Here is a 12,810-nt window from a genome sequence, read left to right as displayed (position 1 = left end):
ATAAGCTATTATTCCACCTATAAAACATATCAAATCCACAAACGTAATAGCTTTTAAAAAACTTGTTTGTCCCAAATTATAAGTGAATGTAATAGGTTTAAAATCTATATGTAGCGACATGCTCATTAATGCACGTGGCCCGGAGGCTGTAATCCACCCCAACGGGTAATCCCCGAGTTGAAATCCAAGAATTTGTTGCTTTAAGCAAATGCAAAATCGGCTAATGAAGCTAAATCTTTTTTATCAGACGAATTGTCAAATCAAATGCAACACCTATGGTAAGAGACCAAAAAGTTCTTCTTTAGGTGTTTTATATTTTATACATTTTCTAGGTCTATTATTCATTAAACTTAAGCTATAATTTAATTCATCAATATTCACTTCTGATAAATCCATACCCTTAGGATAAAACTCCCTCAAAAGTCCGTTACTATTTTCATTTGTACCTTTTTGCCATGCACAATAGGGATCACAAAAATAAGTTTTGCATCCTAATTCTTTTTCTATTTTCTCAAATTCTGAAAATTCTTTACCTCTATCAAAGGTTATTGTTTCTACTAATTCTTTTGGATAATCTTTTAATGCATTTATTATTGCTGGTGTTACGCTTTCCGACTCTCTATTTTCAACTAGGATTGCTATATAATATCTAGATTTTCTTTCTGCTAAAGTTACGAGACAACATCTACTTTGCCTTTTATGATCTAATCTGCCTGATTCCACTGTATCTGCTTCCCAGTGGCCTAATTCTTGCCTTCTGTATATCTCTTTAGGTCTTTTCTTAATTGTTCTACCTTTATCATTGAATTTTCCTCTTTTTCTGCTGGCCTTTTAAATTTAGCTTTTCTTCTCAAATTTTTCATACTAGTTTTTGGCAGCTTTTTGGCGTGTATCATTCTATATATCGTTGATGTAGATGGTAATTCATGAATCTCATTTGTGTTTCTATTTGATATTTGTTCAGGGGACCAATGTTCGTTAATCTTTACAGTTAAATAATCAATAACATCTTTAGAAATTTACTTTTCTATGGCAGTCTTTTCTTCTATCAATATATTTATCATTTGCCTTTATCGGAAAGTACTTAGTGTAACTTCCCCTACTAACTTTTATCTTAGATGAATTTCTTTTAATTTCTCTAGATATTGTACTAGGTGACCTTTTAAGTGCTTGTGCAATTTTCCTTATACTCATTCCTAAATTTAAAAATTGGTAAATACAAGATCTTTCTTCTATGGTAAGATGGTTATAGCTCATAGTTAATCACTCCTTTTAATATGTTTTGTTTGGTCACTTACATATTAACACAGCTGATTAGCTATGAGTTTATTTATGTTGCACTTGTTATGATAAATTATCCAATAAAAACAACAAAGGGTTTATTCCGAATCAAATAGAGTTTATCTTTTAAATTTTTGATAATCTCACCTCCAATAATTCTATACCCAGTGGAGATTTGGTTGAACCTTAGAACCTGTAAAATTAATTTGAAGGGAGAATTTATGAATTATAAAATTTTAGTTTGTGACGACGAGCAAGATATAGTAAGAGCTATACAAATTTATTTATCGGCAGAAGGCTATGAAATTTTCACAGCTAATGACGGCTTAGAAGCATTGGATATTTTAAAGAAAGAAGAAATTCATCTTGTGATAATTGACATTATGATGCCTAAGATGGACGGTATATCTGCTATTTTAAAGATTAGGGAAGAGTATAATATACCGATAATTATCCTATCTGCAAAGAGTGAGATAACAGACAAGATAATAGGGCTAAACGTTGGAGCAGATGACTATATAACTAAACCATTTAACGCTATAGAGCTTGTTGCAAGAGTAAATTCAACTCTTAGAAGATTTATGAGCTTGGGTTCTGCGAGTATAGATAATGGGACTTATCAAATTGGACGAGTTACTGTAAATGATATGTCAAAAGAAGTGTTTGTAGATAATAATAAGGTAAGCTTAACACCTTATGAATATAAAATACTTTTACTATTGATGAAGAATAAGTCTAAAGTGTTCTCATCTGATGAAATATATTCAGAAGTTTGGGAAGAAGAGGCGCATGATGTAAAGAAAGTTATTTCAGTACACATCTCACACCTTAGAGATAAGATTGAAATCAATCCGAGAAAACCAGACTTAATAAAATCTGTATATGGAATGGGTTATAAAATAGAGGGGAAATAATGTCTAATAAGTTAAAGAACTTAGTCAAGAGATTACTTAGATATTTAAAAAACACAAATTTCTTAGAAGACACACTATTAAGACTTATGATTTGGCTGGGGATGCTTTTCTCTGTGTATGGATATGTTTTGGCTCTTGGAATATTTTCTTTGGTAGTAGTTTATAAAATTTGGAATGGAGAACTCAAAGATAGTATATTTACTTTGAAACTATTTTTGAATTCATCTGGAAATAGACTATACTCATTGTTTGGTGTGTTGAATATATTTATATTATTTATAGTTATGGTCATGGACTATAACTTTTTCGATGCATTTCTAAACTTGATAATATTTAGAATTATATTTGAAGGGGAAAATATTTATGTTCAGAATGCCATTTTAAACAATGCAATTGAAGATTTATATAATTTTGGTGAGTCGTTTGAAAAGTCATCTTTAGCAGATAAAAAAACTAGCAGGACTTTAAATATGCTGTCCTCAATTAAAGAGCAGATAAGAACGTCTATAAATAAGACAATGGAGACAGAAAGGCTTAAGACAGAACTTATAACCAATATATCACACGATTTAAAGACCCCACTCACGTCTATAATAAATTACGCAGATATCCTATCTAAAAAGACGGAGATGGATTTTGAGGCGAAAGAGTATATAGGAGTTTTGGGTAGGAATTCCGAAAGGCTTAGAAGCCTTATAATAGATTTGATTTATGCATCTAAAACGGGAAGTGGAGCGATAAAAGTCGAAAAAGTCTTTATAGATTTTAATGAACTCGTTAGCCAAATCTATGGTGATTTCGATGAACTACTAAATAAAAAAGAATTAGAATTTTTATATGACTATGGAAATGAAGAGATAAATTTGTATACAGACCCTGGAATTGTTTCAAGAATTGTACAAAATTTGATTTCAAATGCATATAAATATTCAAAACCTGGAACTAAAATATTAGGTTGTACAAAAATCGAAGAAAGATATATCCATTTTGAAATGAAAAACGAAACGGATATTCCAATAAAAGAAAACGAAAATGACTTGCTAAATGAACTGGTGAAGTCCGAAAAAGCCAGAACAACTGAAGGCTCTGGCTTAGGTTTGTATATAACTAAAAATTTAGCTGAAATTTTGGGTGGAGAATTCCACATAGCTGTAAAAGATAATACATTTACTGCAACTGTAATTCTACCTATAGAAACTAACGATAGTCACTCAAACTGATTATGTTGTCAGATAGGTTGCTGTTGTAGTTTATTAGGTTAATTGCTGTTGTAGATAGTTTAACTACATCAGTTACATTTAAAAGACCTATACGAGAAAAGGCATCGACAAAGTGTTTTTCTTCATCGTCAAGGTTATCGAATAGCAACTCTTCATTTTTAAGCTTAGAGAATAATTTGTTAAATAGAGCAACATATTCTTTAACCTTAATAGGAGGATAGATTTCCTCTAAAAATTTTATATTAAATATAGAATTATAGAGTATAGCAAGAATTTCATCTTCTTCTAAATTTATAAAGTCGTCGAATAGATGGGAAATAATTACTTCATCGTAGGTCTCTACCAAATCTTTAAACTTTAAAAATCTGTATAAAAAATCAATATAAGGGAAGTGGTAAGAAGTGTAACTTACCACTTTTTTTGTTGGCTTAATATCCACTGCTTCTGCAAGTATTTGAACTGATTTTGAAGTTAAAGAGCCAGTGGTAATGGATTCGGTTATAGATTCTGACTCTATTGTATTCTCGATGGTATCTAAATCAGAAATTACAGTTTGTGGAGTGGAGATTAATTTTAAAATCTTTTCGTCATAGTAAAAGCCTTGCATTGAGTTTTTTAAATCATCCATTAAGTTGAAAATATCTTGTTTAACTTCTTTGAGTTTAGATACAGCAGTTTTATAATCTTCTCTAAATCTAGAAAAGAATTTATAAACTTCTGTCATTGTATCTAACACTGTAATTAATTCAGTTTCATTTTTAAAACAACCTCTTTGAGCAGCTTCTTTAAAGTAAGCATGGAAGTTAATTCGTTTAAAAGAGGAGTAGTTTTGGTTTTTAGGTAGCAGAATTCTCAAATAGAATATGCTCAATAGCTCAGTTGCATAGAAGAACTTTTCGCTACCAAAGGAGGACATTTCCATAAATAGAGACAATTCAGGCTTATTGAACATAAGAGTAGAGATGGCGCCTGTTACGAATAAATCGACGTCGGAACTGAATATATTTTCGTCTAAACTGCTCACAAAATATAGCATAAATAGGTCGTATGACATATATTTAAGTTGCATTGGGTTTAGATTTTCGAAAGGATGTAGACGTTTGAATTCATCTATAATAGCTTCGCCGTGTAGAAAAGTAACTGGCACATAGTCGCCATATATAAAGTATTCTTCGTCTATCTCTAAAATTCTACATAGTAAAAACTCACCTGAGGATACATCTTTTGGTAAATTAGATATTTTAAAATTTTTGCCGATGAGTCTATCTTCAGCTTGATTATCAAAAAGTTCTAAGACTGTGAAATAAGATCTGCTTAAAGGTTTCCAAAGTTCTTCTGCATCATACAAAGATTTTTCAATAAAGTACATAAATCTTTCGTTCAAAGCTTTTTTGTTTTTATGTCTATCAAAAAGTATTATAGACTTTGGGAGTTGAGGACCAAAAGATTCATAAATTTGTGAATAGATTAAATCTTCACTGTCCTTAACTTGCACTAATTCATCTAATATATAATAAAAACTCTCCAGGAGATCATATTTTTCAAAAGTATTTTTAAATTTCATTAATATTCAACAACTCTCTTAAATTTTCTAAATTAAATAGTATCTTTTTTATATGAAGATTATACATCTCATTTATATCTCCTTCAAGCGAGCCGTTTTGTAGGAGTGTTATATGGTACTTGTCTTCAAGTCTGGTTATAACGCTTGGTTTTAGCTTGGGATGGGCATTGATTGAGCTGAGGAGTAAGAACCTTAGATGTATATCATCGAAGGCTTTTAGAGCTCTACGTGCGTTCTCTATATCCAAATCAGGATGGAGTGGAGCATGTAATTCTTCAAGCAACACCTTATAATGTTCCTTTATATTTTCAAAAGAACTTTCGAAAGAAGATACATCGTGATTATCGGTAAAGATTAAATTCAAAAGAATGTTTCTTGCCTCATAGAATGAATTTATGGCAGAAACTGTGAAATTTTCATTAACATCAGGAGTGGATAGGAGATAGTTTACTGCCAATGACACAACTAGCCCGAGGAAAGTACCGATAACTCTCTCTATACCATATATCAATTGACTTTCTGGATTTACGAAAGAAGCGATGTAGACTATACAAGAAAGTATTACCATGTCCTTTAAATTAAAAGCCACTAAGATATATATTATAAATATAATACCTAATCCGCCAACAATTGGGGTCATATAGTGAGACACAGGGATTAAACTGAGGAGAAATCCGAGCACTACACCGAATATAGTTGTGGACATTCTAATTTTAAAGTCATTGAAACTCTCTGCAAATGAACTCTTCATTCCACTGATAGAAGCTATAGAAGTAAATATTGGAGTGTTTAAGCTAAGTAAATCCGATAGATAAAGACCTATAATAACAGCAAGAGCAGTCTTTAAATTTCTCATCCCTATTTTTGTATTAAAATTAAAATTTATTTTTTTCATAAGTCACCTAATAACATTATACCACCTGTGGATATATAAATAACAAATCCACAGGTGTAAGGGTAATAAAATCTTTAAAAATACAGTTTTCAACAAAGTTATACACATTATCCACAGTTTAAATATCAACAAAAATTTTATTTCTGTTTCAGTTATATTTTAATGTGATAATGTTATAAAAAGGGGTATAATAAAAATAAGAATTAATAAATTCTTGAGAGGAGTGTTACTATGAAATTAAAATTAATAGGAAAAAATCTTGACTTAACCCAAAGCTTGAAAGAGCAAAGCGAAAAGAAATTAGAAAAGCTAGACAGATACTTTGATGAAGAAGTAGAAGTTAGGGCGGTATTATCTGTAGAGAAAGATAATAGAACAGTCGAGGTAACAGTCTTCTTGCCGGGTACAATATTAAGAGCTGAAGATACTTCTGATGATATGTATGCTTCTATTGACGCGACAATTGACATCCTTGAAAGACAGATTAGAAAGTATAAGACAAGATTAAAGAACAGATACCAAGATCCAAAGACAATTAGATTTGAAAACATCGATGGTCCTGTTGATGAAGAAGTGGAAGAAACTTCTAAGATTGTAAAGAGAAAGACATTTACATTAAAACCTATGTTAGAAGAAGAGGCTGAAATGCAAATGGATTTATTAAATCACAATTTCTTTATTTACTTAAATGCTGAAACTGAAGAAATAGATTTATTATATAGAAGAAATGACGGAAACTTGGGAATTATTGAAGTAGAAGTTGATAGATAAAATAATAAATAGCAAATAATAAAGAGAAGGTGATGTTGCAGAATAGACAATTCTACTCTGTAACATCATTTTTTTATAAAGTATTTAAGTTTAGCCATCGTGTTTTTTGCTTTTAAAATATTTTTTAGATAAATTTACAGTGTTTTCTATAAAAATGGGTGCACTTAATAAAGCTAGCTATAATTAATAATTTTTTCTTAAGCAGCTTTGTATTTTATGATCTCTAAATTTTTATTTTATATTTTTGATGCTAATTTATTTAAATTTAGTGCTATTGATAAGAGACATATTTCCATCTAGGAGGTATCTTATTCTTAAATCATACTTGCATGATTTTTCTATTTCTCTTGATGTAAATATTCCTTCTGAATAGCAGTATATTATTATTTCTAGCATGGTTAATGGATTTACTGTGGGTTTTCTTCCAAATGATGAGTAGACTTTTTTAGTTCTGTTAAGTTTAACCTTTCTATTATATTTTTTACAAGCCTTAGTTTTACATCATTTTGAATATATATTTTTGAATATATATTTCTGTATTAAAGTTTAATCTTAGTTGAATTGTATCTTAAACTAATGTATTATATAATTAATAAAAATGTATTTGCGAAGGTTTTCGTAAATACATTTTATCAAAAAAAGACGAGGATGTTTATGTTTTGTGAACTGGTCTTCTTTAGTTGGTTTTTAAGTCCAACCTTTGGGAGTTAGTTCATATGACTCAGTCTTATTATTTTCTCAGCAAAATTTATTGAGTCTTAAAAACTAATAGATTTTAAAATATAAACATATTAATAATTAAATACTTTAGCGATTTTCGTACTTTAATGAAGTGAGCTAAATGATATTATAAAGATGAGGATTATCTTAAATAAAAAAGGAGAATTTTATGAAGTTAAAAAATGTAGAGCTAGGATTTATATTTTTATTTATGTTTGTATTAAGCCTTGTAATTCCAAAGATTGCAAGTGCAGAAGAATATAAGCCAAAAAATATGAATGAAGCAAAAAGTCAAATTGAAAATGCAGTTGACGGAGATGTTATAGATCTTGTAAATCTCTATAACGAAAATGAGTTTAAACAAGATGGCAATGATTTTTCAAGTTTAGGAACGATAAGTGTAAAAAACAATATTACAATTATGTCTTCAGATCCTAAAAAAGCTAAATATGGTATTTATGAGGCTGAAGGAGCAAGGGCGGTTTACGTATCAAACATAAGTCTTGAAATAGCAGAGGGAAAAACTCTTACTATGAAGGGACATCTCTACTTAAAAGGCCCTGAAGATAAAGCCTTAATATCAGGAGACGGAAATCTTTATTTGACGGATAGAATGAACCTCTCCGGTCAAAATGGCCACCCTGCAATTTATCTTCCCAAAGGTTCGGTGATGATAGAAAATCTTATGTCCTATACAGGTGAAGATGATACCGGGGTTAGGCTAAAATACTATAGCAAAATCACTGGCGGAGATTCCATCGCTCATGGCGCTGATGCCATTTTTGCAAAAACTGTGGAAGTTAATCAAACAAATTTACAGTTTGAGAACGGTACTTTATACACTGTTGACAGAGGACTCTTTATAAGAGGGGGCAATGGTTTAAGTGACACTGCCCAAGGCGGCCGCGGAATTAACGCTGATAATATAACTATCGACCTTTCAGGGAAAAAAATTCCCGCTCCATACCGGTTATCTCAGGTGGCGCAGGCGGTTATGGCAATGGTGCTGTGATTGGTACAAATATTGAAATAAAGTGTGCCGGAAATTCAAAAATAGTTTCAGGAAACGGTGTTGATTTAAATGTAAATGATAAAAATAGGAATGAATTTTATTACGGCACTATTGAAGTTAAAGATGGTGGACATTTAGACTTTGCCACAAAAGATTTTCCCGATCTTACTGATGATGAAAAGTTAAGCATGAACCACATTGTCGGAGGAGACAGAAGATTTGTAGACTCTAACGGCAATGAAGCGTCAGAAAATTTCTTTAACAAAAAGGCTTGGACTAATTTTTATGGCCCTATAATTTTAGTCAATGGAAATGCAAGTGTAAATATCCACAGAGGCAAATTTGTAGACAAGGGCGCAAATGACGGTATGCCAACAGGATCTCCAGATCCCAATTTTATGTACAAGCTGCCTCATTCATCTGTAATCGAAATGGGAAGCGGACTTTTGAATTTAGGCATGTCGGGTCAAGTGGATACTATAAGATTGGGATGCGGTTCACACTTTTTTAATACTTCCGAGGCTATTATTTCATCCAAAGGTGATGTAAATGTCTATGGAGTCAAAACTTTTGTTGAAGGCCCTACACCGGGAGGAGTAACACCTCATACAGGCTATAGCGATAATCCTATAGCGCCCAAGATCGGTACTGCAGGAATTAAAACCGACGGAAAAGTATTAGTTGACGGAGCAAATATTTGCGGTGGCGGTATGTATAATATACGAAGCGATAACGGTTCAAAGAAGGATGAGTATAGATTTGGCTCAGGAATAGTTGGTGCAGAAGAAGTTAGACTTGTAAATGGTGCTGTTGTTCAAGGATATGGTTTCGAAAAATATCTAAGAGACAAAAAGGTACCCCCTTATTCAACTGTAGTTGAGACTAATGTATCTGCAGGTTATGGTCTTGAAAATGTGAGCAAAGTTTATATCAAGAACTCTGAAGTCCATGGAGGAGATATCTCAACTGTCCCACCTAATTGTGATACTTCAGGTAGTTGTAAAGGAAACGGAATCGCAGGATCAGGAATAAAGGGAGCGAATACAATAGAAGTTATAGGTGACTCTTTAATTACAGGAGGTTCATCCACTAATATAAATCGGAACGGATATTTATTTGCTGACAGACTTACTGCAGGAAGCGCCATAGATGGAGCTGAAAGTGTAGTCGTAAAGGGCGAAGCTCAAATTTACGGCGGCGGAAGCTCAACAAAATCAGGTCACGGCATTGCAAATGTTGACAATGTAGTAGTCGAAGGTGAAGACGGAAAAGAGCCTACAATTATAGGAGGAGGTTGCAGACCTACACAAGCTGGCAATGATAAGCAAGCAGGCTCAGGCCTTTACATGGTAGGAGATGCCACGATAAAAGCAGGTAGAATTGAAGCAGGTGATAAACTTTATCAAACTTATATTGACGGATATAAAGCAAAAATGCACCGCCGTACAACAGGCGGAGGATTTTCAGGCTTGTCTCCTGAAGCCTATGCAATATTAGCAAAAGGCAAAGTTATAATTGACGGAGAAGGACAATTTACTCCACAAATAATGTCTTACAGCCCATATGACGGTTTAATTAAAGGAGATCCGATAAGCACAATATTCTTGAATAGTGACGGAGCTCTATATGTGGGCAAGGCAAAAGTATTTTCCGGCGGAGACGAAGATTACAGAGATAAAAATATTTTAGTAAAGGGCGGAAAATATCACATCGATATTTTTAAAGAAAATACAATAAACTCTTATGAAGAGATTAAAGATAAAAACGGTAAGACTCAGGGAACAAAATATAAAGCAGATGGTTCTGTGGCTCTATATAGAATACTCAATAAAAATGACGACGGAACTTATACAGACTTTGCAAAAGACGAATTAAAATCAAGTGCCGCCTATGACGGAGTGTTTGAAAGAGAATTGGGACTACTCTTATATAAAGAAAATTTGGCTTTAGGTGAAACTGTAAAAGAAAAGGCAGCTGTTAGAAAAGCTGTTGGACAAGTTCTTGAAACTCTTGAAGTTAAAGATGAAAAAGACATTACAAATATGGCAATGGATAACATTGTATTGGAAAAGAAAAAAGTTGAAAATTATTATATAAAATATGATTTAAACAAGGACTTTTATCCTCAAATACCTATTAAAGGTGAGACTCCACTAGACACTAGTAGTTACAAGTTAGGAGATGTTGCCATAGTTCTAGAAGCTGATGGAGTTATTGCAGAAGGATATAGATTTTTGGGTTGGAACACACAGAGAGATGGCAGTGGAAAAACTTATCTTTCAGGAGATAAAATTGAAGTTAAATCTAATGTAATTCTTTACGCACAATGGGAACAAATTGAGGAAGAAACACATGAAAAACATGATTATCCAAAAGGCGATCTTTTGATTCCAAAAGAAAGAGGAAGCCACATTAAATATATTTTTGGATATCCTGACGGAAATCTTTTACCAGAAGGCAATATAACTAGAGCCGAAGCTGTCGCAATAGCAGTAAGACTAAAAAATATTTCTACAACAGATATGTCAAAAGCTAACTATGTTGATTTGAAAGAAGGAGCATGGTATATACCATATATTAATGCAGCTATAAAATATAATCTTCTTGTAGCTGAAGGAGATAAAATAAGACCTGACGATCCAATAACTAGAGCTGAAATGGCAAGACTTCTTTCACCTATTGATAAGACAAATAATTTAAAGTCAGATTTTCAAGATATAATAGGACATAGATATGAAAAAGAGATAAATCAAGCCTACGGAAATAAGAGAATAATTGGATATCCTGATGGAAGTTTTAAACCTGACAATTATATTACTAGAGCTGAAGCGGTTAAAATGTTTAATAGTATTTTCAATAGAGTTCCTGATAAAGACTTTATTGATAAAAATGAAATTTTACTTGTAAAGTTTAAGGATCTAAAAAAAGATCACTGGGCATATTATGAACTTGAAGAGGCTGCGAATAGTCATGAGTTTAACAGAAAAAATAATAATAGAGATGAAACTTGGATTCGAATTATTTAATGATTATTTAAATTAAATAAAATAAAGATTAGATTAACAATGAAGGTGATGTTACAGAGTAGAATTGTCTATTCTGCAATATCACCGTTTACATGTCACCTAAAGACTCTCTAAATAAGTTTTTTTAAAATCCCTAATTCAATGAGCCTTACGTAGAGCATTTAAATTTTTAATAGATCCTTCAACTTCGATTATTTTGTAATCTTCGCTCAGGATTACTGGTTAGGTGTTGACTACCAGGGTTATACCCGTTCGACTACGACTGCGTTGCCGTATTCGCTCAGGGTGACTGCAGTTGGGAAGATATTTATAGGTTAAATATGGGTTAGATCCTTCGAAGCCTTTGATAGAAAAGCTGTACAAAAAGCAAGTCAAACACCAAATGTTGATCCTGTCTACACAGGCGACAAGAGTGTAAAAAATGCAGATCCAACAGTGGTAGACCCAACAGCTAAAACTATTAAAGTTGGAGATAATGACACAAGGACTATCCAAAAACAAGATGACGGCACTTGGAAAGATGTAAATAACCAAAATGCTAATATCGAATTCAAAGATGGTAAGGTTGTAGTGGATCTTGATCCTGCAGCTAAGAAAGACGATGTGATTAAAGTATCAACAATCAATGATTCAAAGAAAGAATCACCAGCAGCAGAAGTTAAAGTTGTAGATAAAGAAAAATCTAAAACACCAGAAGTTAAACATGTAGCTACAAATGATACAAAGATTACAGGAACAGCAGGACATAATGCTGATGTTATTATAACTATAACATCTAAAGACGGTAATACTCCAAAAGAAATTGTTACAAAGGCTGACAAAGATGGAAACTTCACTGTGCCAGCAGAAGGACTTAAAGATTTAAAAATTAATATTGATGAAAAGTCTATATTGCTAATAGTAGATTATTATAATGATGAAAAAATAATAGTTTTAGAATGTGAAGAAGATAGAGAGAACCTACAACTTAAATCTAAATATTTGATTATAGATATTGAAAATGTAGGTATGACAAAAAAAACAAAGTGTTTGCAAGCTAAATAAAAAAGTAAAGTATAAATGTAAACTCGTATACTAAATTCTTTAAAAAACTGATAAAATCTAGGACTTTAATAGAACTGTAACATTGAAACAATTGAAAATTTAACCAAGATGTAATAAAATTATATGTATAAAATGTAGATTTTTGTATAGATAAATGTCACAAAATATTATGACTATATAGATAAACAAACTCAAAAATCTATATAACTCTTGCTTTAGCAAGAAGATGAAGCTATTTTTATAGACGAATTGTCAAATCAAATGCAACACCTATGGTAAGAGACCAAAAAGTTCTTCTTTAGGTGTTTTATATTTTATACATTTTCTAGGTCTATTATTCATTAAACTTAAGTTATAATTTAA

Annotated in this window: 9 protein-coding genes and 1 pseudogene; 6 read left to right on the top strand and 4 right to left on the bottom strand. The window is 31.8% G+C overall.

From position 1 onward, the window contains the following. Nucleotides 1–273: 273 nt before the first annotated feature. A pseudogene (locus B8869_RS12565) lies at nucleotides 274–1,257 on the bottom strand (IS30 family transposase). Nucleotides 1,258–1,502: 245 nt separating this feature from the next. On the opposite strand from B8869_RS12565, the gene B8869_RS00265 reads away from it, so the two are divergent. Together B8869_RS00265 and B8869_RS00260 are read left to right on the top strand one after the other, a co-directional pair. After that, nucleotides 1,503–2,195 carry a response regulator transcription factor gene (locus B8869_RS00265; RefSeq protein WP_084229750.1) on the top strand — a complete coding sequence of 231 codons (693 nt, stop codon included), beginning with the start codon at nucleotides 1,503–1,505 and terminating at the stop codon, nucleotides 2,193–2,195. Next, entirely contained in the window at nucleotides 2,195–3,415 is a 1,221-nt protein-coding gene (locus tag B8869_RS00260; protein WP_084229749.1) for a sensor histidine kinase, read from the top strand. The genes B8869_RS00265 and B8869_RS00260 overlap by 1 nt, the downstream gene beginning before the upstream one ends. Here B8869_RS00260 and B8869_RS00255 read toward each other — a convergent pair. Both B8869_RS00255 and B8869_RS00250 read right to left on the bottom strand, forming a co-directional pair. After that, on the bottom strand, nucleotides 3,393–4,979 hold the full coding sequence (locus B8869_RS00255) for a hypothetical protein (protein ID WP_084229748.1): 1,587 nt from the start codon (nucleotides 4,977–4,979) through the stop codon (nucleotides 3,393–3,395). The two genes, B8869_RS00260 and B8869_RS00255, sit on opposite strands and share 23 nt — an antisense overlap. Beyond that, nucleotides 4,969–5,874, bottom strand: coding sequence for an FUSC family protein (locus B8869_RS00250; protein ID WP_084229747.1), 906 nt, complete (start codon nucleotides 5,872–5,874; stop codon nucleotides 4,969–4,971). The genes B8869_RS00255 and B8869_RS00250 overlap by 11 nt, the downstream gene beginning before the upstream one ends. Nucleotides 5,875–6,105: 231 nt before the next feature. Here B8869_RS00250 and hpf point away from each other — a divergent pair, with 231 nt between their 5' ends. Beyond that, complete coding sequence (gene hpf, locus B8869_RS00245; RefSeq protein ID WP_084229746.1) at nucleotides 6,106–6,645, top strand: ribosome hibernation-promoting factor, HPF/YfiA family; 540 nt, start codon at nucleotides 6,106–6,108, stop codon at nucleotides 6,643–6,645. A 255-nt stretch (nucleotides 6,646–6,900) separates the two neighbouring features. Here the strand turns inward: hpf and B8869_RS11630 are convergent, their stop codons facing one another. Then, nucleotides 6,901–7,041, bottom strand: coding sequence for a transposase (locus B8869_RS11630; RefSeq protein ID WP_200805929.1), 141 nt, complete (start codon nucleotides 7,039–7,041; stop codon nucleotides 6,901–6,903). 493 nt (nucleotides 7,042–7,534) lie between these two features. Between B8869_RS11630 and B8869_RS00235 the strand changes: the two genes are divergently transcribed. From B8869_RS00235 to B8869_RS00225, 3 genes are all read left to right on the top strand, one after another. Beyond that, on the top strand, nucleotides 7,535–8,377 hold the full coding sequence (locus tag B8869_RS00235; protein WP_084229745.1) for a hypothetical protein: 843 nt from the start codon (nucleotides 7,535–7,537) through the stop codon (nucleotides 8,375–8,377). Then, the gene (locus B8869_RS00230; protein ID WP_084229744.1) at nucleotides 8,374–11,403 is read left to right on the top strand and encodes an S-layer homology domain-containing protein; all 3,030 of its coding nucleotides are present in this window, start codon (nucleotides 8,374–8,376) and stop codon (nucleotides 11,401–11,403) included. Before B8869_RS00235 ends, B8869_RS00230 begins: the two co-directional genes overlap by 4 nt. A 435-nt stretch (nucleotides 11,404–11,838) precedes the next feature. Then, a complete protein-coding gene (locus B8869_RS00225) occupies nucleotides 11,839–12,447 on the top strand; it encodes a hypothetical protein (RefSeq protein WP_084229743.1) in 609 nt (202 codons plus the stop codon). Nucleotides 12,448–12,810 lie beyond the last annotated feature (363 nt).

Source organism: Peptoniphilus asaccharolyticus DSM 20463, from assembly GCF_900176115.1.
GTDB lineage: Bacteria > Bacillota > Clostridia > Tissierellales > Peptoniphilaceae > Peptoniphilus > Peptoniphilus asaccharolyticus.
Note: the sequence above shows the minus strand (reverse complement) of the source record. Positions and strands in the feature narration are given on the sequence as shown.

What these genes read in the sequence shown, in the direction of transcription:
- B8869_RS00265 (WP_084229750.1), top strand. Translation starts at nt 1,503, where the DNA reads ATGAATTATAAAATTTTAGTTTGTGACGACGAGCAAGATATAGTAAGA.
- B8869_RS00260 (WP_084229749.1), top strand. Translation starts at nt 2,195, where the DNA reads ATGTCTAATAAGTTAAAGAACTTAGTCAAGAGATTACTTAGATATTTA.
- B8869_RS00255 (WP_084229748.1), bottom strand. Translation starts at nt 4,979, where the DNA reads ATGAAATTTAAAAATACTTTTGAAAAATATGATCTCCTGGAGAGTTTT.
- B8869_RS00250 (WP_084229747.1), bottom strand. Translation starts at nt 5,874, where the DNA reads ATGAAAAAAATAAATTTTAATTTTAATACAAAAATAGGGATGAGAAAT.
- hpf (WP_084229746.1), top strand. Translation starts at nt 6,106, where the DNA reads ATGAAATTAAAATTAATAGGAAAAAATCTTGACTTAACCCAAAGCTTG.
- B8869_RS11630 (WP_200805929.1), bottom strand. Translation starts at nt 7,041, where the DNA reads ATGCTAGAAATAATAATATACTGCTATTCAGAAGGAATATTTACATCA.
- B8869_RS00235 (WP_084229745.1), top strand. Translation starts at nt 7,535, where the DNA reads ATGAAGTTAAAAAATGTAGAGCTAGGATTTATATTTTTATTTATGTTT.